At 38.9% G+C, this 26,690-nt stretch carries 19 protein-coding genes and 1 tRNA gene; 8 read left to right on the top strand and 12 right to left on the bottom strand.

Features of this window, described 5'->3' with window-relative positions; genetic code table 11:
• The 3 genes from HGJ91_RS05765 to HGJ91_RS05755 all read left to right on the top strand — a co-directional run.
• Nucleotides 1–2,551 (top strand): AsmA-like C-terminal domain-containing protein (locus HGJ91_RS05765; protein ID WP_291346754.1); only part of this gene is annotated, 2,551 nt, incomplete at its 5' end.
• Complete coding sequence (locus HGJ91_RS05760; RefSeq protein ID WP_291346753.1) at nucleotides 2,544–3,026, top strand: regulatory protein RecX; 483 nt, start codon at nucleotides 2,544–2,546, stop codon at nucleotides 3,024–3,026. The genes HGJ91_RS05765 and HGJ91_RS05760, both read left to right, overlap by 8 nt.
• A 1-nt stretch (nucleotide 3,027) precedes the next feature.
• A complete protein-coding gene (locus tag HGJ91_RS05755) occupies nucleotides 3,028–3,513 on the top strand; it encodes an asparaginase domain-containing protein (RefSeq protein WP_291346752.1) in 486 nt (161 codons plus the stop codon).
• A 4-nt stretch (nucleotides 3,514–3,517) separates the two neighbouring features.
• Here HGJ91_RS05755 and HGJ91_RS05750 read toward each other — a convergent pair whose 3' ends face one another.
• Together HGJ91_RS05750 and HGJ91_RS05745 are read right to left on the bottom strand one after the other, a co-directional pair.
• On the bottom strand, nucleotides 3,518–6,355 hold the full coding sequence (locus HGJ91_RS05750; protein ID WP_291346751.1) for a pitrilysin family protein: 2,838 nt from the start codon (nucleotides 6,353–6,355) through the stop codon (nucleotides 3,518–3,520).
• An 8-nt stretch (nucleotides 6,356–6,363) separates the two neighbouring features.
• The gene (locus tag HGJ91_RS05745) at nucleotides 6,364–8,256 is read right to left on the bottom strand and encodes a peptidylprolyl isomerase (RefSeq protein WP_291346750.1); all 1,893 of its coding nucleotides are present in this window, start codon (nucleotides 8,254–8,256) and stop codon (nucleotides 6,364–6,366) included.
• A 174-nt stretch (nucleotides 8,257–8,430) separates the two neighbouring features.
• Here HGJ91_RS05745 and HGJ91_RS05740 point away from each other — a divergent pair.
• A tRNA-Ala gene (locus HGJ91_RS05740) sits at nucleotides 8,431–8,506 on the top strand.
• A gap of 36 nt (nucleotides 8,507–8,542) precedes the next feature.
• On the opposite strand, the gene HGJ91_RS05735 is transcribed toward HGJ91_RS05740, so the two are convergent.
• From HGJ91_RS05735 to HGJ91_RS05720, 4 genes are all read right to left on the bottom strand, one after another.
• Nucleotides 8,543–10,054 carry a Fic family protein gene (locus HGJ91_RS05735; protein ID WP_291346749.1) on the bottom strand — a complete coding sequence of 504 codons (1,512 nt, stop codon included), beginning with the start codon at nucleotides 10,052–10,054 and terminating at the stop codon, nucleotides 8,543–8,545.
• A 137-nt stretch (nucleotides 10,055–10,191) separates the two neighbouring features.
• The gene (locus HGJ91_RS05730; RefSeq protein WP_291346748.1) at nucleotides 10,192–11,610 is read right to left on the bottom strand and encodes a Do family serine endopeptidase; all 1,419 of its coding nucleotides are present in this window, start codon (nucleotides 11,608–11,610) and stop codon (nucleotides 10,192–10,194) included.
• A 71-nt stretch (nucleotides 11,611–11,681) separates the two neighbouring features.
• The gene (locus tag HGJ91_RS05725) at nucleotides 11,682–13,088 is read right to left on the bottom strand and encodes an ATP-binding protein (protein ID WP_291346747.1); all 1,407 of its coding nucleotides are present in this window, start codon (nucleotides 13,086–13,088) and stop codon (nucleotides 11,682–11,684) included.
• Complete coding sequence (locus tag HGJ91_RS05720) at nucleotides 13,088–13,759, bottom strand: response regulator transcription factor (protein WP_291346746.1); 672 nt, start codon at nucleotides 13,757–13,759, stop codon at nucleotides 13,088–13,090. The genes HGJ91_RS05725 and HGJ91_RS05720 overlap by 1 nt, the downstream gene beginning before the upstream one ends.
• A 159-nt stretch (nucleotides 13,760–13,918) precedes the next feature.
• Here HGJ91_RS05720 and HGJ91_RS05715 point away from each other — a divergent pair, with 159 nt between their 5' ends.
• Nucleotides 13,919–14,155: a hypothetical protein gene (locus HGJ91_RS05715; RefSeq protein WP_291346745.1), complete on the top strand. Its 237-nt coding sequence runs from the start codon at nucleotides 13,919–13,921 to the stop codon at nucleotides 14,153–14,155.
• Nucleotides 14,152–15,978, top strand: coding sequence for an ABC-F family ATP-binding cassette domain-containing protein (locus HGJ91_RS05710; protein WP_291346744.1), 1,827 nt, complete (start codon nucleotides 14,152–14,154; stop codon nucleotides 15,976–15,978). Before HGJ91_RS05715 ends, HGJ91_RS05710 begins: the two co-directional genes overlap by 4 nt.
• On the opposite strand, the gene HGJ91_RS05705 is transcribed toward HGJ91_RS05710, so the two are convergent.
• From HGJ91_RS05705 to HGJ91_RS05680, 6 genes are read right to left on the bottom strand one after another with little or no spacing between them, the layout of a single operon-like run.
• Nucleotides 15,968–16,135, bottom strand: a complete 168-nt coding sequence (locus tag HGJ91_RS05705; protein ID WP_291346743.1) for a hypothetical protein — start codon at nucleotides 16,133–16,135, stop codon at nucleotides 15,968–15,970. The genes HGJ91_RS05710 and HGJ91_RS05705 overlap by 11 nt on opposite strands.
• Before the next feature lie 14 nt (nucleotides 16,136–16,149).
• Nucleotides 16,150–16,860: a 16S rRNA (uracil(1498)-N(3))-methyltransferase gene (locus HGJ91_RS05700; protein ID WP_291346742.1), complete on the bottom strand. Its 711-nt coding sequence runs from the start codon at nucleotides 16,858–16,860 to the stop codon at nucleotides 16,150–16,152.
• 1 nt (nucleotide 16,861) lies between these two features.
• The gene (locus tag HGJ91_RS05695; protein WP_291346741.1) at nucleotides 16,862–20,458 is read right to left on the bottom strand and encodes a DUF3683 domain-containing protein; all 3,597 of its coding nucleotides are present in this window, start codon (nucleotides 20,456–20,458) and stop codon (nucleotides 16,862–16,864) included.
• Nucleotides 20,459–20,460: 2 nt separating this feature from the next.
• Nucleotides 20,461–22,041, bottom strand: coding sequence for a phosphoglycerate dehydrogenase (gene serA / locus HGJ91_RS05690; protein ID WP_291346740.1), 1,581 nt, complete (start codon nucleotides 22,039–22,041; stop codon nucleotides 20,461–20,463).
• Nucleotides 22,041–23,129 (bottom strand): 3-phosphoserine/phosphohydroxythreonine transaminase, encoded by a 1,089-nt coding sequence (gene serC / locus HGJ91_RS05685; RefSeq protein WP_291346739.1) that lies wholly within the window; start codon nucleotides 23,127–23,129, stop codon nucleotides 22,041–22,043. Before serC ends, serA begins: the two co-directional genes overlap by 1 nt.
• Nucleotides 23,130–23,160: 31 nt before the next feature.
• A complete protein-coding gene (locus tag HGJ91_RS05680; protein WP_291346738.1) occupies nucleotides 23,161–24,765 on the bottom strand; it encodes a peptide chain release factor 3 in 1,605 nt (534 codons plus the stop codon).
• A 597-nt stretch (nucleotides 24,766–25,362) separates the two neighbouring features.
• Here HGJ91_RS05680 and HGJ91_RS05675 point away from each other — a divergent pair.
• Together HGJ91_RS05675 and HGJ91_RS05670 are read left to right on the top strand one after the other, a co-directional pair.
• Complete coding sequence (locus HGJ91_RS05675) at nucleotides 25,363–25,593, top strand: hypothetical protein (RefSeq protein ID WP_291346737.1); 231 nt, start codon at nucleotides 25,363–25,365, stop codon at nucleotides 25,591–25,593.
• A 95-nt stretch (nucleotides 25,594–25,688) separates the two neighbouring features.
• A complete protein-coding gene (locus tag HGJ91_RS05670) occupies nucleotides 25,689–26,675 on the top strand; it encodes a DUF4136 domain-containing protein (RefSeq protein ID WP_291346736.1) in 987 nt (328 codons plus the stop codon).
• The last annotated feature ends 15 nt before the right edge of the window (nucleotides 26,676–26,690 follow it).

The following is a 26,690-nucleotide window of genomic DNA, read 5'->3' as shown; positions in this document are numbered from 1 at the left end:
GGGCAAAATCAACGGACAATGCAGCTTCATTGCGCCAAAACTTAAATCCAGAAACAACCACATATTGTTCGATTCAAACCTTATTGAGTCATCTTTTAAATTGTCTGATAATTTTTATCAAATCGATATAAACCCATTTAAACTGAATTATCCGAATGGATCGGTTGCCATTCATTTTGAAAACAATCGAGCCAAAAAAAAATCAGAAATACGATTCAGCGGAACCCGTATTCATATTGATCAGGCAAGAGAAATGTCCTTATTATTATTCAAGGATAACGACATCACAAAAAGTATTTTTGGAATTCTCCATAGCGGTATTGCACCTCAAGTTAATGTATCTTTTCAAAGCAAAGACCTTAAAGATCTTTTTAATGGGAATCATTTAACACTTAAGGGAAATATTGAGGATGGTCTGGTACATATTCCCCAAACAGATTTGACTGCTTCTCACGTAAACGGGGATGCCCATATCCATAATGGCGTTCTTGATATAAATACAGACAGCGCGATAATTCAAAGTTCAAAAATTGGAAAGGGCCGTCTCACTATCGACCTTTTAAATCATATAGATGTTCCGTTTCAAGGTGAGTTTTTACTTGACGTTGATCTTTCAATGATTCCACAAACCTTGATATCACTTTTGCCAGACACTCTTCTGGCAAAGGAGTTATCGCTTGTCCATAATGTTACAGGACGTTCAAAAGTCAAATTAAATCTTTTATTGGAAACAGAGTCCACTGATCTTAATGTTAAAATTAATACAAATGATTTTTCTGTTTTTGGCAAATATGATCGTATCCCCGGTGATATCGCCCTTGAAAATGTAAATTTTCACTATGAGCCGGACATCGTATATCTCAAACGCCTTAATGGTGTTATTAACGGCAGTGCAATTTATGATCTTAATACGCTAGTCGATTTTAAGGATGAAACGCGGATCAGCATTCAGTCAGGTTCCGGTATGATTGATCTGGATTCAATGATCCCCTGGCTGATGTCCTATGAAAAAACCAAAGAAATTATTTCACCCGTCAAAGGTGGAAACGGTAAAATTTATGTCACATCAATAGATCTGGCCGGACCCATATTAAACCCGGACCTGTGGAAATATGATTTAAAAGGTATGGGAATCGAAATTGATGTGACGACACGATTGAGTCATAAACAAATAGAAAACCTGTCCTGTCAATATCATCTATCGAATAATCTGTTAAGTTTGAAGCAGATTCAGATGAAAATGAATGATCTTTCATGGATGGAACCTTTCATTGAAAAAAAATATCTTGACAGTATTTTAGTACCATTTGATATGGAAAAGGGCAATTTCCATATCAGCACAAAAGAGTCTTTTTTTGAAAGTAGCCTTAATTTCGCCAGTGGGCCGGAACTCTATATTGATCTAAAAGGTGAAACACCTGCATCATTCACCTTAAATTCAATAAAATTTGTTGATCAGGGAGTTTCAAATGGAGCCGTATCTTTAAATCACAATAATGACAAACCCCTGTTTGATTTTAAGGGGATCTTAGATACAGCAACATTAAATAAAGTTGTTGTACCTGACAGTTTCTGGGCAAAAAAACTTGATGATCTTACTGAGGGACAACCCATATTAATACATACAAATAAAGATTCTAGTTTAAATATCATAACCAAGAGCATAAATCTAAATTCGCTTATTTCTCAATCGAAAACTATCTCAATGGACAAGCAGCTATTACCGGATAAAACCATCAATTTCAAGACAGATAAACTGAAAATTAAAAATCTGACCCTTACCCATATTGACAGTGAATTATCTTTAAAAAAAGATCATTCATATATCAAATTAAATAAGGCCTTTTTATGTGATTTAAAAACAAGCGGTTATATCAATTTAAAAAAAGATATGATTGATGCAAATATTCCTTTTGAGGCCAATAACAAAGCCAATATTCAGGATCTATTGACCTGTCTTTTCCAAAAAAATGATTTGATGGATGGTCAATATTCTTTAACCGGCAGACTCCTGTCAAATGGCACTAAAAAAGACTTTTTAAATAAATTAACAGGCGCATTTATATTTAACGCTGAAAAAGGGCGTATTTATAAGTTAACGCTTCTTTCAAGAATTTTATCTGTTTTAAATGTTTCAAAAATTTTTAAAGGGAAAATTCCAAATGTGACACAAGATGGATTTGCTTATAAAAATATTTCCATAGAAGCAGATATCAAGGATAGTATAATTTATCTTACCAAAGCAATAATTGACGGCCAGGACATGACACTTATATTCAGTGGCTGGATTGATCCGATAAATGATAAAATAAATCTGACTTGTCTGGTTGCTCCTTTTAAAACGGTTGATCTTATTATCGAACATATTCCCATTATAAATACATTCCTTGAAGGACGGCTGGTATCGGTTCCGGTAAAAGCGACCGGAACGCTTTCCGATCCGACAGTTATCCCTTTGCACCCCTCTTCGGTTGGCAAAAGTCTTATCAATATGATGTCCAATATCTTAAAAACCCCTGTCAAGTTATGGGATAAAGTATATAGTGAATGATATTAAATCAATTAAACTGCCTTTAAATCTTGCGATAAAATATTTATCCTATCGACCAAGAACGGTTTATGAAATGCAGGGATACATCGAAAAGAAAGGGTTTAGTGAAGATATTATTAAAAAAATTATTGAGATTTTACTGGAACAAAATCATTTAAATGATAAAAATTTTACAACCCTGTTTGTAGAAAGTAAAGTAAGAAACAAACCCAAATCAAAATTTGCCTTTCAGTATGAACTCAAAAAAAAAGGGGTTAACACTTCAATCGTTGATGCTGTTTTAGAGCAATATGATGATCAGGATCTGGCTTTAAAAGCGGTAAGACCGAAAATCAGGATGTGGCAAAATCTTGATGAAGATAAGTTTAAAAAAAAAATGATGAATTTTCTACGGTACCGAGGATTTAATTATGATATCTGCCTGTCAACACTGAACTTTTTTTTAGAATCAAAAGACTCAATAAAAGAGGGTTGAAATGAAAATTAAATTTTTTGCTGTGGGCGGAACCATTGATAAAGTATACTTTGATGCTTTAAGTAAATATGAGGTTGGAGAATCCAATATTGATGATATTCTAAAAAATGCAAGGGTAAATTTTGAATATGATATTTCTTCCATATTGAAAAAAGATTCTCTTGAAATGACGGACAAAGATCGGTTAGCTATCCGGCAGGCGGTGCAAAACGAACCAAACAATAAAGTTATCATCACCCACGGCACTGACACCATGATTGAAACGGCAAAAGTATTGGGTACTGTTAAAGACAAGGTTATTGTCCTTACCGGTGCCATGGAACCGGCCAAATTCAAATCAAGTGATGCTATTTTTAATTTAGGGGCTGCGGTCGCTGCAGTTCAAACATTATCGAATGGTGTATATCTTGCCATCAGCGGCAGAATTTTTACACCGGAGAATGTCAGGAAAAACAGAATCTTAAAATTATTTGAAGAAAAAATATAATCTGTTAATCCGTACTATTTTCTGGTTTTATTACGATCAATGCACTTTTATCGATATTCAGGTATTTTTTTGCGAGCAGTATTAAATCATCATTGGTGATGGTATTGTAGCCTGCCATCATATTATTGGCCCAGTCAAATTTTTGTGGATACGTTAAAGAGTTAGCCATAACAGAATTCAACCAATACCCATTCGTCTTTCGAAGAACTTTTAGATGATTTAGAACCGGTTTTAAAGCTAAATCCGTCTCTTTTTTTGAAATACCCTTTGTGGTTAAAGAAATAATGATTTCTTTAATTTTATGGTAAATAAATTTATGGCTTTCAGGTTTTACATTGACAACCACATGCAGTATTCCATAGCCATCAAAACTCATGGACGAATCATTATATACATAAGGAGAATATGTTTCACCCAGCTCCTCTCTAATGGCAATTCTCAATCTTTCGGAAAAAACCCTGGATAAAATAGAGAGCTTTCGGGTCTGCATAATATCCCAAAAATCATCGGTTGGAAATGCGACACGAACAACACCCGTATTAATTTTTGTCTCTGTTTTCAGTTCAAGCTGCTCTCCTTTTGGGAAATATATTTCCCCGGGCGTGTTCACTTCATTTGAAAATTCTTTCCTTTTTTTAAATGTTCCCATATATTTTGAAGCAAGACTGATCATATTTTCAAGATCAAAATCTCCCACAATAGACACCTCAACAGGTGAGTTTTGAAAATAGGGGGACAGCCAGTTTTTAATATCATTTAACGTATACTGATGAATCGTCTCAGGCTGAGGCAGCCCAAATCTTGAATCATTTTTGGCAAGGAAAAGATCTCCTTTTATCTGCATGATGCCTTCGGGTGTTCGGATAAGGTTGTCATATCGCTGTTTATATCGAATTTTTGCAAGATTCAACGCTTCATCTCTGTATCCCGGATCATTGAAATAATGATAGATGAGTTGAAAAACAAGCTCGGCTTCTTTCGGGTCGCCAGAACCGGATAAAGAAAAATAATTCTCATTAATTCCAAATCCGATACGGATCTTATTACCGGCCAGGGCTTCTTCCAACTGGTCCGCATCAAGATTTCCAAGCCCGCTTGTCCTGAAAACACTCTCACTGACAAGCGCTAAACCAGGCTTTGATACAGGCTCAGATTTTTTCCCTTCTCCAAAACAAACCTTAAATTGGAATTCATTTTGTTTGTAATCTGTTTTTTTAAAATTCAATCGAACATTATTATGAAAATCGATTATAGTAATGCCAAGATCCTTGACGTTTTTTTCTCTTACCCGTATCCCGGCTTTTGCAGACGGCAATTCAAGATAAGGAAACTTTTTTGATTCAAACCCTTCATACTGGCTCACCTTATTCATAAGACTTTTCTGATATACATCGAGAATGGCTGTTTCAGGCTCTTCTGCATTTATATCAGCATTCCCTGTTACCAGTACCAGCCTGTGATCTTTTGACCATGATTCTTTTAAAGCCTCATGGGCATCCTGCAATGAAATCGATTCAATATAGGGCTCTAAAAAATCTTTTCTCTGTTCAGGAGATAAAAACAGCTCCTTTCGATTGATGGTTCTCAAAATCTTTCTGGACAGATCTGGACTTTTCCGTGATTCAGCCTGATCCAGCTCTTTTTCAAGAGAAGAAATAAAATCAGCCTTAACCCTGTCCAGTTCTTTTTGTGTGAACCCGTATGTAAGCCCCTGTCTCAAAGCATTTTCGATCTGATGAAGCGCCTTTTCCCACTTATCCGGTTCACTGGTGGCATGAATGGCAGACAATGAAATATGATGCAAAAATGCTCCTGAAAAAACAGAGCTTTCAGAAAAATCGGCAGTTTGCCTGTTTACCATTCTTGAAAGCCTGTTTTGCAATATTGAATTTGCAATATGATTTAAAGTTCTTTTTTTTATGGTCTCCGGGGTCTCAGTTTCAAACGGTATCCGGGAAATGGTCTCTATCGTGATATCAGTGCTGCCTGCTTCGGGCTCATAATGATAAAATGTTTTTATCCCTTGATGTTCTTTCCATTTGGTTGATAAAAAATCTTTAAAAAAAGGCGTGCGGGGTTTAAGCTTGGAAAATCTTTTAATAATCATAGGCTGGACAGTCTTGATATCAAAATCACCTACAACAATTAACGCCATATTATCAGGGCGATACCATTGATCATAATAGGCTTTTAAAAGTTTTCGATCCGCTTTTTTTATGACATCGTCAGTCCCAATGGGAAATCTTTGATTAAAAAGTGAATCTGGAAGTTCAAATTCCAGTGATTTTTTGAAAGTCCTGTAAGATACCGAGTCTCTCTCTCTCTTTTCAGCTAAAATAATTCCCCGTTCACGATCCACTTCGGTTTCCAGGAGAAGTGCACCCTTTGCATAATCCTGGATGACAACAAAGGCTTCATCCATATGCTTTTGATCTGCGTTTGGGAGAGACAGATCATAAACAGTATTAAAAAAAGAGGTGTGGGCATTGGCGTCTGCACCAAAGTCCATACCAATGGATTGAAAATATTGGATTAATTCTCCGGGTTTAAAGTGCTCTGATCCGTTAAACAGCATGTGTTCCAGGTAATGGGCAACACCCTGTTGTTCATTTGTCTCATTCATTGAACCCGCAAAAACATCAAGATGAATATTAACCCTGTCCTCTGGTGTGGAATTCTCCATAAGGAAATATTGAAATCCATTGGGCAGAATTCCGTAAACAACGGCAGGATCAGTTTGAATGCCATTATTGGACAGGACAATCGAATGTTTAGGGGCACATGAAAATAAGAGTAAGAGCCCTAAAACTACAATTCTAAAGGCAATGGTACTATTTTTCATATGAAACCTTAGTTCAAAATTTGAGGATCATAATTGATTTCACTATTTTTTTTCAATTCATTGATCCATGCCTGATAAGATTGTGTCTGTTTTCTCCAGCTGATTTCGTTTTTTACAGTTTTAAGATTTTCTAAAATTTCAGATTCTTCAGGGGATTTTTTTTCTTTAAACCCGATAATATAATACCCGGCCGGTGTTTCAATTATTTCAGAATGAATTTTATTATTTTGATTTAATAAAAAACCTGCCTGGATAAATTCGGGGGAATTTCCCACACCTTCAATAGTGCTGTTCCTTGTGAATAAATTTGTGGATTTGACTTTCAGATGATGTTCCTTGGCCAGTTGATCCAGTGTTTTTTCATCATTGGCTTTTGTTATATACAATTGAGCCTCTTTTTCTGCCTGTTCTTTTTGAAGTTTTGCAGTCAGTTCTTTTAAAATTCTGTCTTTAACAAGATCAAGTTCTTGAACAACCGGTTCGATTTTTAAAACTGGCTTAATCAAATAATAAGCGTCACCGAATTGTTTTACATCACTGATATCATCAACAGAAAGCCCAAAAGCAGCACTTGCAAATCCTGTATTGTCGACGATATCAAGTCCTTCACCATTCATACTGAATTCTTTGGTTTTAATAATTTTTTTGTTGGCAATCAGGGAGACCTGTTCAAAATCATCTCCGTCAATCACAGCATCAAATGCCTCTCCGGCTTTATCATAGGCAAAATTTTGCAGTTCCTGTTGTTCAAGTTCTTTTTTTATTTTTCCTGAAGCCTGCGCCAAAGCCTGAGTGGAAGCGTCAAATTTAGCTATCACATTAATGATATGCCAGCCAAACATTGTTCTTACAGGTTTGCCGATTTCACCGGCTTTCATGGAGAACGCCTTGTCGGCAAAAGGTTTTACCATGCTTTGTTTTTCAAATATACCCAGATATCCACCGCCCTCTTTTGAGGGGCCTTCTGAATATTGTTTTGCAAGCTGTTCGAAATCCTGGCCTTTACCAATCATCTCGTAAATTTCCAACGCTCTTTTTTCTGCCGACTTAACTTCTGCTTCTTCGGCATCTTTGGCAACTTTAATTAAAATATGCCTGGCTTCAACCTTTTGAGGTATTTTAAATTCTTCCTGATGTTCTTCGTAATACTCTTTGATATTGGTTTCACTGACAGTTACTTTGTCTTTATGATCTTCAGGGGAAAACTTTAAATATACTGCCTTGATTTTAGGATCGGATTTATAATTGTCTTTATTTTCAGTATAAAAATTTTTGATCTGTTCTTCATCAGGATGAATATCGGAATAGCTGCCGGGGTTAAACAAGAGGTAATCAACCGCAATTTTTGTATTTTGAAAAAGATACCAATCGCGTGCTTCAAGGTCTGATACATTGACCGCACTTAACACCATATCCCTTACTTTTTGCTGTCTTAACGAATTGATCTGGTTTTGTTCAAAAACTTCAGAATTCAAAGAATTCAAGCTTAACACCTTTTTATACTGATCCAAATTAAATTTCCCCTCTTTCTGAAAGGCTTTAATGGACAGTAAAGATTGCTGAAGTTCTTTATCAGAAATTACAATTTCCAGTTTGTCTGCCTGGGCTAAAATTAGTTTTTGTTCAATTAATGAGTCAAGCGCCTGTTGTTTTACATTGAGTGCCTTCAGGATATCATCATTCAGGTTTTTCCCGAATCTTGCTCTCATCTGATCAACAATAGCCTTATACGCCTGCTGATATTCCTCCATGGTAATGGGTTCATCATTAATGGTTGCAATTGAATTATTCCTTTTTGTTCCAAATGATCCCACACCGAGAAATACAAATACAATGACAATAATCCCAAGAAATATTTTAATGATCCAGTTTCCGGTATTTTCACGCAAGTAACGCAGCATCACTTTCTCCTTAACTCTCGTATAAAATAAAAATATTTTAATTAAATAAACGCTTATATTATCTTTTCATAAAACCATGTGTCAATATTTTATTAATTTAACTTTAAATATTTATAAATAATTTTTTGTTGACACAACAGATTCAATCTATTATTTAAGTAATGCTTTTACCATGGGGCTGTAGCTCAGCTGGGAGAGCGTACGGCTGGCAGCCGTAAGGTCAGGGGTTCGATCCCCCTCAGCTCCACCATTTAAAAAAAGACAACCCGTCTCTCCAGGCTATTGATTAGTCCGGTCGGTTGTAGCCATCTTTAACTGCCTGCTCCATGGCAACGAGTTCCTCGTCGGTCAGGAAATCAAAGTAAGTGGATCTTTTTCTGCCAGAAAGACTCCTGTTGTTCTTCAGGCACAGTTGGATGAACAAATCAATCAAGCGGTCAGGCATATCGATGATGTCCTGTATCGCCTTCTTGGTATTGTCATAGTTGGCCAGAAAGCTGAGCTCCTCCACAAGTTCTTCTTCAATGGTTTTGGTTACAAACTCATACAAAGCCTCTGCCTGAGCTGTCATATCCATATACTGATACCAGCACGCAGTATCGTTCTCGACGGTCATTTGCCCCATTTCATCCAGCTGATAATTGATGAGTTTAAGTAGAGGCCGCGAGAAAGCCTCCAACGATGCATCATAATCCGCTGGATTCTTGAGCATGACTGCCGAAACCGGGAACATGAGCCCGCGCGGAACCATTTCCTGCAGCGAAAGGATGTTGTGTATCAAAAACCGATGAATTCGGCCATTTCCATCTTCAAACGGGTGCAGAAATACAAAACCGTAGGCAATCGCCGCTGCATGGATAACCGGAGAAATATTCCCAGCTTTCATCCGCTTGTGGGATTCAATCAGTCCCGCCATCAGGCTGGGCAGGTCATCAGGCTTTGGGCAGATGGAATGTATAATCTCTTTTTGATAGGCGACCATTTGCCCGACGTAATTTTGGCTTTCCCGATAATCGCTGTCTTTGAATCGCGGGTCAACAATCCGGTTTTGAAGCTCTATCAGTCTTTCCTTCTCGCAGAAGTCCTCTTTTTCAGCAAGCTCTAAGGAGGTAATGAATTTTTCAGTTCGGGAGGCATTGGGCTTGATGTGCTCAATTTCAAAAGACGACTTTGTCTCTTTGTTATAGAGGTAGCTCAGTGCCCGGCGAAGCAGTTCCGGTGGATATGCGGTGACAATATTCTCGCATCTTTTACGCAGATCGGCGGAATCCAGTTTGGGAAGCTTTTCAGTTCTTCTGATGAGCGGACAGAAGGTTTGAGGGCCAAGGAGGTTGTTGACGATGCGATGGCGCGGGGATTTATCCCCGTTTTGGACTGTGTAATATTTCTTTGTCTCCAGTGCATCGACATAGTTACCGGAAGTAATGTCATCGATAGGAAGCATTTTGCCGACCATGAACTCATAGAAAAACCAGATCCTTCGAGCGTACTTTCCGGTTGGCTTGGATTTGATGTACTCGGTGAGATCTTCCTGAGAAACGTGCTCGAAGATTAGAGCCAGCAAGCTCAGGTTGACCCCGTCATACTTCAGCGCAAACTCAAGATGATCACCGACTTTTTCTCCAGGCCAGTATCTTGTCGGGTATATGTCTTCAATTGCTCCATCCTGAACTTTCGATCTGTGAGTTCCTGAAGAGGACACAAATGAGGTATGCCAATGAGGCATGCCAGTCAGCTCGAGATTTTCAAGCAGATAAGCATAGCCAGCAGGACGAGATTCCAAAACATTTATTTCCATAGGGCATCCTCGTAAAATTATTATTCTGCTGGTAATATAGTTAGAAAATAGCCAGTTGTCAACAAAATAGTTAAGAATAGCCTACTTTCTGGTAAAATCGTTACGAATGCCGTTTGCTAATAATAAAATATTATGTGCTATGGTTTTTCAAAACTCACAACAAAAACATGGCTGTTACCTCTTCTGAACAGAAGCTGAACTATCCCGCCTTTATTTATTTTTTCCAAATATTGCCTGTATTCTTCGTTGCTATCAATTTTATGACGATTCACTTCCATCAGCAGATCTCCATGGCGAACATTTGTTTTTGATGCCTGGCTGCCTGATTCTATATCAATAACGACAAGTCCTTTGATATCGTCAGGATAGCCAAGTCTTTGTGCGATATCGGAATCCATCTGCCTTAACCTGTACCCGAACAGATCATACCCATCATTTGTATCAATCATTTCAGGATCCTGGTCCGGTCTTTTCCCAAGTTTAACCTTTACGATTTTTTCTTTACCATTCCGCATCAGCCCGACATTAACCGTTTCCCCGACAGATGAACCGGCAATGGAAAAAGTAAGGTCCCTTGATGAATCAATTTTTTTGTCATTGATCATAAAGATAACATCCCCGGCCTTGACACCAGCCTTATCTGCGGGATCTCCCTCATATACTTTGGCAATATATACACCTTTGGTCTCTTTAATTCCATAGTATTTGGCCAGCTGTTCCGTGACATTTTGAATGGCCACGCCCATCCAGCCCCGGGAAACCGTTTTTTGTTCTTTCAATTGATCAATAACACCGGTTGCAAGATCTGAAGGGATAGCAAAACCGATGCCCTGCCCTGATCTGACAATCGCTGTATTGATACCAATAACTTCACCATCAAGGTTCAACAAGGGTCCGCCTGAATTACCCGGATTAATGGAGGCATCGGTCTGGATAAAATCGTCATAGGGTCCGGATCCAATAATTCTTCCTTTTGCACTGACAATCCCGGCAGTTACTGTCTGCTCAAGTCCAAACGGACTGCCAATGGCGACCACCCATGATCCAACATCCGCTTCAGAGGAACTTCCAAATTTTAAGGGTGCCAAATCCTTTGCCTTAATTTTAATAAGTGCCAGATCTGTCATTGGATCAGTTCCTATGATACTTGCATCATATTCTGTTTTATCGTGTAATATAACCTTGACTTGATCTGCATCCTTAATCACATGGTTGTTGGTGACAATATATCCGTCTTTACTGATAACAAAGCCGGAACCCAGACTTTTCTCTTTTCTGTTTTGCGGCCGCTGATTCAAAAAAGGGGCAAAAAATTCATCAAACGGGTTTTGTTTCCCACCAAAGGGCTGGCCAAAAAAATGTTTGTAAACCCTTCCCCCACCATCAATTGTTTTAACTGTCTGTATATTTACAACACCCGGTTTTGCCTGTTTGGCAAGCTCAGCAAAACTTACCGGCACCATTCTGGTATTTTTAAAATTCTTTTTAGCAATTGCCGGTGCGGCCACCAGGGCTATCACAATAATGATAAAAAATATTTTATTTATCTGTTTCATTTTAACCTCCCATAAATTTTAAAATCGATATTTCCCTTACCGACTTTAATAATAAACCATAAATATGACGATTAAATGACCTCAGGATTACTATATGGTAATGTCATCACAAATACAGAGCCCTTGCCCTGCCGGCTTGACACTGAAATATCCCCTTTGTGCTGTCGGACAATGGTTCTGGCAAGGCTAAGACCCAAACCGGTTCCGGCACTTGTTCTGGATGACTCTGCTCTGTAGAACCTTTCAAATATTTTCTCGAAAAATTCCGGTGCTATACTGATTCCTGTATCTTCAATTTTGATTACCACCTGATGATTTTCTTTAAATGCAAGAATACTTACCTTCCCGGTTTCAGGTGTATATTTGATTGCATTATCTAACAGGTTGGAAAATGCCCTTTGAAGCATTTTTACGTCTGCGGCAATAAATATCTGTTCTTCAATAGTTTGGTGAAATTTGATATTTTTATCTTCGGCAAGAGGAGCAAAAAGATCACATGCCTCTTTAATCATTATAGAAAGATTTGTTTTTTTAAACTCAAAATCACCCTCTCCTGCCTCTGCCCTTGAAATTACCAGCATTGTATTGATCATATCCAGGAGACGGTCTGACTCTTCAATCGTATTGGAAGCCATGATACGATAGTCTTCCAGACTTTCCTCATGGGTAAGTGAAAGTTCTGCAAATCCTCTGACCCTGGTAATCGGACTTTTTAAATCGTGGGCAATATTATCACTCATCTCCCTGATGCTTTTCACCAGTTCTTCGATTCTGTCAAGCATTGAATTAAAGGTTATTACAAGATGATTCAGCTCATCCTTGTTCCCGGTTCCGGCAACCCTGGCTTCAAGATTACTGCCAGTAATATTTTGAGCTGTTTTTGTTATGGTCGCAACACCGGACAATGCTTTTCTTATCAAAAGCCAGCCGGACACTGCAGAAAAAATGACAATGAAGCACATGGCACCGATAAAAACCTTTTTAAAGGCCGATAAAAATTTAGAATGAAACTCCATTGCTATTCCAGTTTGTAAAATGACATTTGTTGCCACATAACTATAAAGGATTCTTGCTTTTTGTCTGGTTAATGGAATTTGAATGGTTTCAAAAATACTGCTTTGATTTATAATAAGACTTCTTAAGGCCTGTTTGCCGACATGGACATCTTTCCAGTAAGACATGTGGGACGAAGCAAACACTTCTCCTGTTGGATATACAAGTCTGAAAAAAATCACTTTTTCTCCTGCTGCCTGGGCTTCTACCACAGCAAGCTCTCTTGCACCCATCAATCCGTTCCTGTGAATAATAGCAGAAAATTTGGATGCATTATCTAAAAGCTCCTGATCGATTTGACTCTGAATGGTTTGAGTGGCAAGAAAATAAAACAAAACAAAGGCAACACCGGAACAGATGGTGAAAATTCCTGTAAACCAGAGTGCCAATCTAAACGCTATTGTATTAAAAATTTTATACATCATTAAACTTTCAGCACATACCCTGCACCCCGAACCGTATGAATCAATTTGGGTTCAAAGTCTTTGTCAATTTTATCTCTCAGTCTGCAAATTCTTGCTTCAACAACATTGGTCATCGGATCAAAATTGTAATCCCAGACATGTTCCATAATCATGGTTCTTGACACCACACGTTCCCTGTTACGCAACAAATACTCCAGAAGAGAAAATTCCAGGGGTTGCAATTCGACAATTTCATCATTCCTTTTTACCTGGCGCTTCAATATATCAATGCTTAAATCGGCATATGAAAGATTCACGGGATCTGTAATATTGCTGGCTCGTCTGATAAGCGCCTGTATCCTTGCAAGAAGCTCAGAAAATGCGAAAGGTTTTGTCAGATAATCATCAGCTCCGGCCTGAAGACCATTTACCCTGTCATCCACTCGATCTCTTGCACTTAAAATAATAATCGGTGTATTATTATTATTTTCTCGAATTTTTTTGATTAATGATATACCATCCAGTTCCGGCAGCATAATATCCACAACCATTGTATCATAAGGCTCTTCAAAGGCCATTTCAAACCCCTGGTTTCCTGTTGCGGCATGATCAACTGCAAATCCTGATGATTTAAGGCCTTTTTGAATGAATTCTGCAATTTTTAAATCATCTTCGACAACCAGAATTCTCATAATACTGCTCCTGTTCTATTATTCTTTATTAACTGCATTATAATGTCTTGGTAAAACAAATCAATGGGTTTATCAATGGATTTGATTTTTTAAACGTATCCCTGTAGACTTGCCCTGATTTTGGATTTGTAAAATTTTTAATAAGGAAAATTTCTCTTTATGAAATATACGTGGTGGGTTTTTCAGGCGGGTATGATGCTTGTCTCTATTTTTTTTCTGATTTTCGGATTTGATCTGATGATTGGCTCCTACACTTTGAAAGACCCTTTTAGTTTTATCATGACCTTTTTTTCTGCAAGCTTTATCATACTGATCAGTTTAGCGTTGGCGATCAGTTTTTTGATCAAAATGGTCAGAGTCTATCGTCAACTCAATAATGATAAACAGCAGCCATGAATCTTGTTTTCAGTCTGAAAAATGTTTCAAAAACCTATGGGGATGATACGCTTTTTCACGACCTTTCCATTGACTTTAAATTAAATGAGCAGCTGGGGCTTATTGGAATGAATGGTTCCGGTAAATCCACGCTGCTAAAACTCATTGCAAATAAAATTGAACCTGATACCGGAGAGCTGATTACCAAAACCGGCTTAAGATTTATATATCTTTCCCAGGAAGACCGTCTCAATCCCGATCAAACAGTGGAACAGCTTTTATATGACAGTACAAAGGACAGCCCTTTTGATGACAGGGAGCGTCATAAAATTGTTCAAAAATTATTGGGGAAAGGTGAGTTTGAAGATCCAAATATGCGGGTGGGGAATCTGTCCGGCGGGTGGAAAAAAAAATTAGCTGTCACAAGAGCACTTTGCTGTAAACCTGATATCCTTTTATTGGATGAGCCGACCAATCATCTTGATATTAACGGCATTTTGTGGCTGGAAGATATATTAAAATCTGCACCGTTTTCATTTATCGTTGTCAGTCATGATCGTACCTTCCTTGAAAATGTCTGTTTCAATGTAATGGAAATCGCAAAATATTATCCTGAAGGATATTTTAAAATTGCCGGCCAGTATAAAAAATTTGAAAAAGAAAGAAAAAAGTTTTTAATAGGGCAGCAAAAAAAACAAGCGTCTTTATCCAGCAAAATGAGAAGGGAAGACGAATGGCTCAGGCAAGGGCCTAAAGCCAGAACCACAAAAGCAAAATATCGAATTGAACAGGCTCAGAAATTAAGAATGGAATTGCTTGCCTTAAAAGACAGGAATAAAAATACAGCTATAGTGGATATTGACTTTCATGCTACCGGCAGACAGACCAAAAAATTGCTAAGAGCCTATCATCTTAAAAAAAGTATCAATGGCAAAGAACTATTTTCTGATATCTCCTTTGAACTTGGACCTGAGGTTTGCCTCGGTGTTGTTGGAGAAAACGGCAGTGGCAAGTCTACATTTTTATCCATCCTTGAAAAAAAAATCCTCCCGGATGAAGGTAAAATCCAATGGGCGGAAAATTTAAAAATTGCTGTCTTCGATCAAGATCGTTCCCGATTAAACTCCGGGTTAAACCTTACATTAACTTTAAAAGAAGCCCTTAATCCAGGCGGTGGAGACAGTGTTAATTATAAAGGCAGATCCATTCATATCGTCACCTGGGCAAAACGGTTTCTGTTTATGCCGGACCAGCTTGATATGCCGGTCAAAAGACTATCCGGCGGTGAAAAGGCAAGAATTATCCTTGCCAATATCATGCTTTCTCCTTGTGATATCCTTCTGTTGGATGAACCCACCAATGATCTGGATATTTTATCTCTGGAAGTTCTTGAAGACAGTATAAGGCAATTTCCGGGTGCTGTTGTTATTGTTTCCCATGATCGTTTTCTTATGGACAGGGTCTGTCATCGAATTTTATATCTTGATCCTGGCTCAAAAGCCAAATTTTTTAAAGATTTTAATCAGATCCTGAACCACCGTTTAACACGCCTTGAAAAACCCCGAAAAACAAAAAAAACAGACAGAAAAAAACCCACCCCTCCCTTAAGTTTTTCATATAAAGACAAATATGAACTGGACCATATCGAAGAAAAAATTTTAGCGGGTGAAGACGAGGTTCAATTGCTTTCCAATAAAATACAAGAACCTGAAATCATGAACACACCTGAAAAAATGAAACACTATTGTTCTGTGCTCAAACAGACACAGGAAAAGGTACATCATCTTTATGAAAGATGGGAATACCTTGATAAAAAAAAGATAAAGACAAAAATTAATCTTTAATGATAAATTCTTCCAGTTTTTCAAACAGAGAATCCGGCCATTGCTCAGCATAAAGAAAAAGCTCTTTTTCTTCCTCGGTCAAGCTGTCTTTAACACTTGAGGGCAAACTGTCATAAGACATTTTCCGTTCTTTGTCGATTTTCTTTTTGTCTTTCATATGTGGTTCCTCTTTTATGAATACAGCCGTGAAATTAAACAGGTTACAGCGGTTTCAACCTTTAAAATTCTTTGTCCGATATGGCATGAAAAAAACCCTTGTTTTTTTAATGTTGCAACTTCAATGTCAATAAACCCGCCCTCAGGACCTATGGCAAGTGTTATCTTTTTGTTTACACCAGACGGACAGATTTTTAAAGATTTAGGATGGGCTGTAATACACAAAGTGTTTTTTGAAATTTGAGAAAGTTCCTCTTTTACAAATTGAGTAAAAAATCTTTTTTGATAAATCCTGGGTAATACTGTATCACGGCTTTGTTCCAGTCCCAGAATCATATATTTTCTAAGCTGATCTTCTTTAAGCAACGGAGTTTGCCAAAAGCTTTTTTCCACTCTCCATGAATTTATCAGATAAATTTTTTTAACCCCGAGACTTGTAACACTCTCTATAATCCGCTTCAGCATTTTCGGCCTTGGAAGGGCTAAAACAAGGATCAGGGGTAATGGTTCGGGTGGATCATCAGTCAGATGAACTTCCATTTCAAAAGAATCCTTCCATAGATTTGTAATCAACCCGGTTCCGATCTTGTCATTTAAAAGGCCGCAGACCAGTCGATCGCTTTTCTTCACCTTGTTTACCGAGATCAAGTGCTTGAACCGTCTTCCTTGAATAACCACCCGTTCATTGCCGATAAAATCTTTATTTTCCAAAAGGACAAGGTTCATATTAAAATGTAACAACCTCATTCTGGCGTATATGGGTTTTCAATTTTCCTTCCCAGTTTTTCCCGCCTTTGAGGAACGCAAGTTCCTGTGCAAGATGGATGGGCTGCAATTTTGAATTTTGATGCCGGGAAAGCCCCTGTATGCATGACGGGCAATTGGTTAATATTTTTTTTAATCCGTCTTTTGTGTCGTCTTTTTTTAATGCATTCTTTTTTCGTTCCAGCATTGCATTGGTAATATCCGGCCTTGAAAGTGCCATTGTTCCGGCTTCAGAGCAACAATAAGGAATTTTTCGAATGGTATTTGCCTTTAAATGGTTTTTCAACAATGCCATTGCATTATCCTCTAAAGAATCATGGCAGGGGGTGTGATAGAGATAATCTTGATTCAGTTGTATGGAGTGATCCTGATTCAATACATATTCTGAAATATCCTGAATCGGGCAGTCAAATATCCGGGGAACATTGATTTCATTGAGAGATTCCATACAGGTTCCGCAGCTGACAATGTATGCATCAAATGACAGATCCCTGAACATATCTCTTATCTGGGTCAGAATAATAATATTTTCAAGCACCATCTGATCATACATTTTTTTCTTTGCATTGACGAGAAAAGGATAACCGCAACACATATAGGGAGGCGGTAAAATCACCCTGTTCTGATTTTCCAATAAAAGGAAAATTGCGGCCATTGATATTTTAGAAAAAATCCTTTCGCTTCCACACCCGGGAAAATAAAAAACAGTCGCCCTGATTTTGGTTTCAGGTTCTAAAATAACCGCTTGATTTTTATTTATATTTGATAAAAAAGTCCTTAAAGTTCCGGAATCAAATTTTGCTACCGGTGATTTAAGCAATTGAAAAAAGGTGTTCTGTTTCAACCCATTTGTTTTTATCAGCGGCGAAAAAACACTTGTTGCTGCCCTCTGAAGGGTTCCGCCAATACCCAGAAGAGAGGTTCTCAGTACAGGATTCAATGCCTTGCTTTTACTGGAAAGATATTTAAGGGTCAGGTTTGTTGACAAAGATGCGTGCTTAAACCCCATATTCTGCAGGATATCCTTCTCTTCAATGGAGATGTTTCCCGAATCAATATTCACCGGGCATTTCATAAAACACTTGTGGCAAATGGTACAATGATCTGCAATTTGCTCTATGTTTTTTAAAATTTCAAATCCCGTAGATTGTGTCCGCTGGGTAATATAGAGCAATGCCTCGATCAATGCCCCTATGGATAAATTCTTATTTCTCGGATGAAAAAACATGTTTTGCCCAGGATAAAAAACCGGACATTGAGGCTTGCATCTTCCACACCGCACACAATTGGCAATATTCATGGCAAGTTTTGATAAGGATCCATATTTTAAAATCCTGGCTTCAAGCTCAAGAAAATTAAAAGACGGCGTAAACACTTTTTCAAGAATATTCGAATCAAAGAGTTTGTCGGGATTCATTAATCCGTTAGGATCAACCTTTTTACGATAGTCTGTAAACTCTTTTATCCTTTCCGGATCAAGGTGTTTAAATTTTGTGATTCCAATTCCATGTTCCCCGGAAACAACTCCATTTAACCGAACTGCCTTTTCCATTATTTTATCTGCTGTAAAATTCGCTCTTTCCATCATGTGGCGGTCATTTGACAAAACCGGAATATTGACATGGACATTCCCATCACCGGCATGCATATGGGTGGCAATGACAATAAGCCTTGCCTTTGTTTCTTCATAAACCCGGGTTACATTTTCAATAACAAACGTATACCCGTGTAAATTGTTAATGACCTCCCTGTAAAAATTTTTAGAATGAATGGCGGCTTCAAGCGCATCTCTGGAGGCAATATCCAGTTTTTTCCTTGTTCTATATGCCAGATCCTTTGCCTGCCCCACCCTTTTTCGTAAAAGCTCAGGATCTGACAGCGGAATTGCCGTATCAAGATACTGAATAATATTTAATATAATCTGAGTCTGATTAAATTTTTTCTCTTGAATATTATATTGATCGACAAACCTGGCAAACTCTGCCAATGAATCTATCGGCAATACAACATCCTCATTTAATTTAAAGGCATTGGTATGGGCGGCAATCGCCCCCAAGCGTTTTCTGTCCTGCCAGAATCTTTGAACCTGCCTGTCATTTTCAGCAACACTCAAACCGGTCTTGTCATAAGGTTCAAGTAAGGTTTCAAGGGTTTTAACCCCTGTTTGCAATTGTTTTTTATCATTTGAAACCATATCAACGAGAAGTACAGCAATAAGTCTTGTTCCGACAGATGTTTTGGTTTTATATTTTATGGCCTTAATATACTGCTCATCAAAATGTTCTAACGCCATCAAAGCTGGCCGCTGAGTAGAGAATGCCCTGGAAATGTCTGCGATCACCAATCCTGCCTGGCTCATATCATTACCAAAAAACTCTATGCAAACGGTTTTTTTAAATTGAAATTGGGGATATAAAACAAACGTAGCAGAGGTAATAATGCCATCGCACCCTTCTTTTTGAATACCCAAAAGCCCGTTCAAGGTTTTATTGGTAACATCCTTACCCAGTCCTTTTTTTCGAATCTGGCTGCCTTTAAGTATGATAGTTTTGAACAATTGGTTTTTCTGATCATATATATCAAAAACGACAATGTCTTGCGGAAGTATTTTTCTTAAGGGATGATCTTTCCTTTTAACCGTATAGGATACCGCATCGGGCATGGTAATATGATAGGACAGCACATTGTCAATGGCAGTTCCGTATAAAACAGCCGTTTTCCCGCCTGCATTTTCAGATAGATTCCCGCCGATGGTGCATGCCCAGGAACTGGTCGGATCGGTTGCAAAAATAAATCCCTGTTTTTTTGCAGCTGCGATCGCATCCTGCGTAATGACGCCTGCCTCAACTGTAATGGCGGCATACTCTTTTCCCTTTTTGTCCTTTTCAACCACAATATCTGAAATTCGATTCAACTTTTCAGTATTGAGCATGACACAAGAGGATGTCAAAGGGGTTGCCCCTCCTGTCAATCCGGTGCCGGCACCCCTTGGAATGATTTGAAACCCAAGTTTTTCAATCTTTTTTACAAGCCTTGGCACCTGAGATTCTTTATCAGGGCGCAAAACTGCAACAGGGGTGTAACGTCGCCAGTCTGTGGCATCGGTTGCATGGGCGGTTATATTAAACGGATCAAAATAAATATTGGCCTTACCAATAATCGGTGACAAATGCTTTAAAATGCGATTCTGATCGGATTGGACGGTTCTGATTTTTTCTAAAAGCCTGTTCAGCTTTTTTTTACACTTTTCAAGAATGACAAGAACATCTTCTTGTCCGGCAGTATTTTCAATGGTGATAAGATCGTTTTTAAATTCAAAAAACAATCTTTTCCTCTGGTGTGGATTCTCAACAAGTTCCTGAAAAAGAAAGGAATTTCGCTGGATAATAAACAGATCCCCCATAAACCTGTAAAGGAGTCTGGAGGATCTGCCGGAGTCTTTTTCGGGTTCAAATCTCTTAATGACATTGAGCAGTTTAGATCCAAAAAGATGTTTGATGATCTGGTCATCATCGGCTGAGGTATAGTTGTAGGGTATCTTCCTTTTTGGATCTATCATTGCTACAATTCAAAGGTTTTCAGACTGATGACAAGCTCCAGGTCTTCAATTTCTTTTACAACTTCAGGAGGAATAGGGGTATCTGTTCTCAAAAATATAATATTTCTCTGCCCGTCTTCTTCTCTACCCACCATCATACGGGAAATATTAATATCATGTTTTCCAAGTGTCACACCCATGGAACCGATGGAACCAGGCTTGTCAAGATTGTGGATCAAACTGAGATGCCCTTCGGGAATGACCTCTAATCGGAACTTATTAATTCTGACAATTCTGGCATCATCTTTGCCGAAAATGGTCCCTTCAACGATATTGGTTTCTTCTTGCGATACAATTGTTATCCTTATAAGGTTTAAAAAATTTCCGGCTTCCTGTGAAGTTGATTCTGAAATTTTGATTCCCATTTCATTGGCAAGAGAAATTGCATTAACAGAATTGACCTCATGTTGAACAAATTGTGCGAGGAATCCTTTAATCGTTGATATGGTAATGGGTTTCAAATCAAAATCAGGAAATTTGCCAATATATTCGATATTGATTTCCTTGACCCCGCCCTTTGTAATCTGCGCCTGCATTATACCCATTTTTTCTGCAAGATATAAAAAGGGGGCAAGCTGCTTTAACACTTCCCCGGTAACAGAGGGCACATTGACCGCATTAATGACGGTATCCTGTAACAAGTAGGCAATAATCTGGTTTGCTGCTGCAACCGCAACATTTGTCTGGGCTTCTTTGGTGGATGCTCCCAGATGGGGGGTAGCGATGACCTGATCAAGCGTCAACAAAGGATGTTCTCCCGGAGGTTCGGTAGAAAACACGTCAAGGGCAGCACCTGCGACCTTACCGGACTGGATGGCATCATAAAGGGCAGACTCATTAATAATCCCTCCCCTTGCACAATTGATGACCATGACGCCGTCTTTCATTTTGGCAAACGCTTCGGCATCGAGCAAATCAATCGTGGCATCCATTTTAGGAACATGGATAGTGATGTAATCAGATCGTTCATACAATTCATCTAAGGAGACGTATTCAAATCCGGCCTTTTCAATATGTTCGGAAGAAATATTGGGATCAAATACAATGACTTTCATCCTCAATCCTTTTGCAAGGTTTGCCGCAATAGAGCCGATATTTCCAAACCCGATGACACCGTATATTTTGTTACTGATTTCTCTTCCCTGGAGCAGTTTTTTATCCCATTTCCCTTCCTTCATGGACTGGGTGCCTCGTGGAATATTCCTTGTCAACGCCATCATCATTGCAATGGCATGCTCTGCTGTGGTTACCGTGTTTCCACCTGGGGTATTCATAACTGCCACACCCTTTTTTGTGGCCTCGTCAATATCGACATTATCAAGCCCTATCCCGGCTCTTGCAATCACCTTAAGATTTGTGGCAACATCAAGAATCTCTTTTGTGACTTTAGTAGCGCTCCTGATGGCCAGTGCATCGTATTGGCCAATGATCTGCTTTAACTCCTCGGGAGTAAGCCCCGTGTTTACATCAAGTTCGATTCCTTCCTGATTTTCAAATATCTCTAAACCGGCTTCCCCCATCTTATCGCTGACAAGAACTTTCATTATTTGTTCTCCTTTTCAAAGGTTTCCATAAATTGAATTAACGTATTGATGCCCTCCATGGTTGTTGCATTATAAATGGAAGCCCTGCACCCGCCGACCGATCTATGCCCTTTAAGTCCGCCAAGCCCGTTTTCAGTCGCTTTGACAACAAACTGTTTCTCCAACTCTTCGTTAGGAAGTCTGAAGGTCACATTCATTAAGGATTTTGAGTCTTTTGCGGCTGTGGTTCTGTAAAAGGAACTTGAATCGATAAAATCATATAAAAGGCCTGCTTTTTTAATATTATATTCTTCCATTTTTTCAATCCCGCCCATCTCTTGTTCAATCCACTTTAAAACAAGATCAATCGTATATACTCCAAAACAGGGGGGTGTATTATACATTGAATTTTTTGATGAATAGGTCGAATATTTTAACATGGACGGCAGAGCTTCTTTTGCCATATCCAGCATGTCCTGCCTGATAATCGCCATACAGGTACCGGAAGGCCCAAGATTCTTTTGAGCTCCGGCATATATTAAACCAAATTTTTCCATATCAAGGGGCCGTGAAAAAATGTCTGAAGACATATCACAGAGAATGGGAATACCGTTTGTATCCGGAAACTCATGAAACTGGGTTCCCTTAATGGTATTGTTGGATGTCAGATGAACATATTTGGCATCATTTGAAAACTCGATATTTTGGGGAATATATGAAAAATTCTTGTCTTCCGAAGAGGCAACAACCGTATAATTCTTTTTTAGGATTTCAGCTTCTTTTATCGCTTTTGTTGACCATGTGCCGGTATTGACGTAATCTGCTGTGTCATCTCCGGAAAGAAAATTCATGGGAATCATGGCAAATTGAAGAGAGGCGCCGCCTTGTATAAAAAGAACATGAAACCGGTCATCCAGTTTTAAAAGTCTTTTTGCCCGGTCGACCGCGTCGTTGATGACATCATCAAAATAAGAAGACCTGTGACTGACTTCTGTAATGGACATACCCGATTGATTAAAATTTAAAAAAGAGGCTTTTATTTCTTCCAGGACCTGTAAGGGTAACGCAGCAGGGCCGGCATTGAAATTAAAGATTCGTTTATCTGTCATTTTTATTTTCCTTTATCTTTAAGTAGGTTAATTAATTATGCTCTCTTGTCTTATGAAATTCTATCTGAGGCCACTCTTCCATGGTGAATCCCAGCTGATACTCACTGGTTGTCAAAAAGGTCAGCCATTCTTCGGAATCCAGGGTCAGACTGGATTCATTTTTCTTTTTAAAGTCTTTCAGTATTTTCTCATCTTTACATGTTACCCACCTTGCAACGGATAAATCAATAGTTTCATAATCAGCGGTCACATTATATTCCGCTTTAAGCCGTGCCATGGTCACATCAAACTGAAGCACTCCGACCGCACCAATAATGTACATGTTCCCGATTAAAGGCCTGAACACCTGTATGGTTCCCTCTTCTGAAAGCTGGATCAACCCCTTTTGAAGCGCCTTTGCCTTCAAAGGATCTTTTAAGATTACCCGTCTGAAGTGCTCGGGAGCAAAATTGGGAATGCCTAAAAACTTTAAAGGTTCTCTGGAAGTAAATGTGTCACCGATTTTGATGGTTCCATGGTTGTGTATCCCTATAATATCGCCTGGATAAGCTTCTTCGATATTATTTCTTTCCTGGGCCATGAAAATGGTGGCATTGGAAATTTTGATCTCTTTTCCAATTCTGTGGTGCTTTACTTTCATCCCTTTGGTAAATTTTCCTGAACAAATCCTGAAAAACGCAATACGATCTCTGTGTTCCGGGTTCATATTGGCCTGAATTTTAAATGTAAATCCGGAAAATGCGTTTTCATGGGGTTCTACATCTCTTGTAGCCGTGTGGCGCTTTCCTGGCCGGGGTGCGATTTTGACAAACGCATCCAGCATCTCTCTAACCCCGAAATTATTAACAGCTGATCCAAAAAAAACAGGTGTCTGGGTACCATTCAAATATAAATCAAGGTCAAACGGATCTGATGCGCCAACAATTAAATCCACATCTTCCCTGAGCTGTTCTGCCTGGGTTTCAGAAATCAGTTCATCAAGCCTTGAATCTGTCAGGTCATCGATAAAAACGCCATCATCATCCCTGGGCGTAAACCCGGGAGAAAAAATACCCAGCTCTTTTTTTTCAAGATTATAAACGCCTTTAAATCTCTTGCCCATACCAATGGGCCAGGTTAAAGGAACACATTCAATCTGGAGTTTATCCTCAATATCTTCAAAAATATCCAGCGGTTCAAGGCCTTCGCGGTCCAGTTTATTAATAAAGGTAATAATCGGCGTATTCCGCATCCTGCAGACTTCCATCAATTTCTGGGTCTGCGGTTCAACCCCTTTTGCATTGTCAATGATCATGACGGCACAGTCCACAGCAGTCAACACACGGTATGTATCTTCAGAAAAATCTTTGTGCCCGGGGGTGTCCAGAAGATTAATCTCATAATCTTTATAAGTGAACTTCATAACAGAAGAAGATACACTGATCCCTCTCTCCTGTTCAATAGAGAGAAAATCACTTGTTGCAGCCCTTGCAGCTTTCCTTGATTTAACAGCACCGGCCTGCTGTATGGCACCGCCAAATAATAATAATTTTTCTGTCAGGGTTGTCTTCCCGGCATCAGGATGACTGATGATCGCAAATGTCCTGCGTTTATTAATTTGTTTTAAAAGTGTCTTATCCATATTCTTTGAGTTCATTCCCTTAAACCTTCCCATAGTCCAAATTTCAAGGGTGGAAATTTAACAGTATTTTTCCCATTAATCAATAAGAAAATATTTTAGTGCGGAAAATTTCAAATGATTTCAATTCATTAGACGAGAACAAGATACCGAAAAAAATGTGTTGCAAAAAAACAAATAACTTTTCACCCACTGTATACCTGACAAAGTGGAGATTCGGGGTGACTTATCCTCCCTAGTGCCCGAATAATTTTTTAAAGTTCACAAAGGTCTTTCATTGAACGGCAAAAAGAAATAGATATGAGGCACCACATTACATTATACCCACGGAAACAATACATCGCCACCCAATAACCCCTGTTCAGATAGCCATTTGTTGGTCATACCGGTTTGCGCAGTCAGGGTTCTGGCAAGGTGACAAGGCCCTTTGCGACTAATCGCTGTCATAATGGCCTGTCTTTTGGAAGTTCCCAGTTTGAGGAGGTTGCGAACTTTGGTCCGGGCATAGCGCAGGAAGCATTAAATTTTGATTTCGTTAGTTGAAGGCTGTTTGCCTTACGGGAGCATATGGATCTTTGCTTACACGGTTTTGATTGCCACAGCGGTTAAGCCGCCATGGTGTTTGAGCGAAGAATGAGCGAGTTCAGGGCGGTCAGCGAAGGTAAGCTTAAAACGTGTTGCAATGTCCATCCAGCGGACGTAAGGGAATCAGCCTTCAACAGATGTAAGGTGATCAGCCTGGAGCAGACATGGGGTAAGCAGTCTGTAACAGGCTGTAAGTTAACCAGCCGAGGACATGACCAGATGAAATCCCCCTATGATAAATATCCCGTTTTTACTCAATAAACTTGACAATACCGTAAAAAAAGAAGAAATAATTAACCGACTGAAAATCGACTTGAAACTTGATTAAAAAAAGAGGAAACAAGACTGGAGGAAACATGAAAAGAATAAAGACTGCTGTATTAATTTCAGGTATTTTTACCATATTTACTCTATTGTTAACTGCGTGTGCTACCACTCCTACTCCCTATGTAGCACCCCGTAACTATTACCATGTATCAGTTGACTCGATAGCTGATACCGGCGCCGATTTAAAAGGCAAGACTTATATCATATCATCCGCCATGAAAAATGTCAGCGATAACGACCTGCAATTCAAAGAGTTTGCAAGGTATGTAGGAAATGCCCTGTCACAGAAAGGATACAACCGTGTAACCAATAAAGAAGGCGCAGATCTGCTTGTCCGCATGGCATATGGGATAGGGAGTCCTAAAACAGAGACCTCCACCAACACTTATACGACTTCCGGCGGATACAGCTACCCGGTCGGGTGGACATGGGTACATGTGCCGCCTACAACAGAGACAGTAACAACCAAAAAAACGACGTATGCGAGATTTTTAATCTTAGAGGCCTATGACTCAAAAAACCATTCTCAAGTGTGGAAAACCACTTTGAAAAGCGAAGGAAGTACTTCTGATTTACGGATTGCGCTACCCCATATAATTGCTGCCGGAAGACCTTATTTCGAGACAAATACAGGGCAAAAACTGGAGGTCAAGGTCGAGTCGAACGGTCCAGAGGTTCTCCAGATAAAAAAAGGTCCCGCCAATACTCATAGTATAGGCCAGTTCACAGGGAAAGAGCGTCTTGGGGTAACAATCGCACCATTGACCCAGGAACATATGAAGACCTTGGGCCTTGATAAAAAGGAAGGTATTGTTGTCCTGAAAATAGCTGAAAATAGTTTGGCTCAGGAGATGGGAGTACAAAAACAGGACCTTATTCTTGCAGTCAACAATAAGGTCACAAACGAACCTCAGGTGCTTGTAGAAGAAATTAAGAATACAGAATCCGGCGGGGAAATATTACTTTTAATTTATAGAAATGGAAAGCAGATACATCTGTCCGGCCATCTGAGATAGAAATAAAAAAAAGAT

The organism is Desulfobacula sp. (genome assembly GCF_014237455.1).
Taxonomy (GTDB): domain Bacteria; phylum Desulfobacterota; class Desulfobacteria; order Desulfobacterales; family Desulfobacteraceae; genus Desulfobacula.
The sequence above is the reverse complement of the archived record's forward strand: the minus strand, read 5'-3'. Positions and strand labels throughout refer to the sequence as shown.

What these genes read in the sequence shown, in the direction of transcription:
- HGJ91_RS05755 (WP_291346752.1), top strand. Translation starts at nt 3,028, where the DNA reads ATGAAAATTAAATTTTTTGCTGTGGGCGGAACCATTGATAAAGTATAC.
- HGJ91_RS05750 (WP_291346751.1), bottom strand. Translation starts at nt 6,355, where the DNA reads ATGAAAAATAGTACCATTGCCTTTAGAATTGTAGTTTTAGGGCTCTTA.
- HGJ91_RS05745 (WP_291346750.1), bottom strand. Translation starts at nt 8,256, where the DNA reads ATGCTGCGTTACTTGCGTGAAAATACCGGAAACTGGATCATTAAAATA.
- HGJ91_RS05735 (WP_291346749.1), bottom strand. Translation starts at nt 10,054, where the DNA reads ATGGAAATAAATGTTTTGGAATCTCGTCCTGCTGGCTATGCTTATCTG.
- HGJ91_RS05730 (WP_291346748.1), bottom strand. Translation starts at nt 11,610, where the DNA reads ATGAAACAGATAAATAAAATATTTTTTATCATTATTGTGATAGCCCTG.
- HGJ91_RS05725 (WP_291346747.1), bottom strand. Translation starts at nt 13,088, where the DNA reads ATGATGTATAAAATTTTTAATACAATAGCGTTTAGATTGGCACTCTGG.
- HGJ91_RS05720 (WP_291346746.1), bottom strand. Translation starts at nt 13,759, where the DNA reads ATGAGAATTCTGGTTGTCGAAGATGATTTAAAAATTGCAGAATTCATT.
- HGJ91_RS05715 (WP_291346745.1), top strand. Translation starts at nt 13,919, where the DNA reads ATGAAATATACGTGGTGGGTTTTTCAGGCGGGTATGATGCTTGTCTCT.
- HGJ91_RS05710 (WP_291346744.1), top strand. Translation starts at nt 14,152, where the DNA reads ATGAATCTTGTTTTCAGTCTGAAAAATGTTTCAAAAACCTATGGGGAT.
- HGJ91_RS05705 (WP_291346743.1), bottom strand. Translation starts at nt 16,135, where the DNA reads ATGAAAGACAAAAAGAAAATCGACAAAGAACGGAAAATGTCTTATGAC.
- HGJ91_RS05700 (WP_291346742.1), bottom strand. Translation starts at nt 16,860, where the DNA reads ATGAACCTTGTCCTTTTGGAAAATAAAGATTTTATCGGCAATGAACGG.
- HGJ91_RS05695 (WP_291346741.1), bottom strand. Translation starts at nt 20,458, where the DNA reads ATGATAGATCCAAAAAGGAAGATACCCTACAACTATACCTCAGCCGAT.
- serA (WP_291346740.1), bottom strand. Translation starts at nt 22,041, where the DNA reads ATGAAAGTTCTTGTCAGCGATAAGATGGGGGAAGCCGGTTTAGAGATA.
- serC (WP_291346739.1), bottom strand. Translation starts at nt 23,129, where the DNA reads ATGACAGATAAACGAATCTTTAATTTCAATGCCGGCCCTGCTGCGTTA.
- HGJ91_RS05680 (WP_291346738.1), bottom strand. Translation starts at nt 24,765, where the DNA reads ATGAACTCAAAGAATATGGATAAGACACTTTTAAAACAAATTAATAAA.
- HGJ91_RS05675 (WP_291346737.1), top strand. Translation starts at nt 25,363, where the DNA reads ATGGTGTTTGAGCGAAGAATGAGCGAGTTCAGGGCGGTCAGCGAAGGT.
- HGJ91_RS05670 (WP_291346736.1), top strand. Translation starts at nt 25,689, where the DNA reads ATGAAAAGAATAAAGACTGCTGTATTAATTTCAGGTATTTTTACCATA.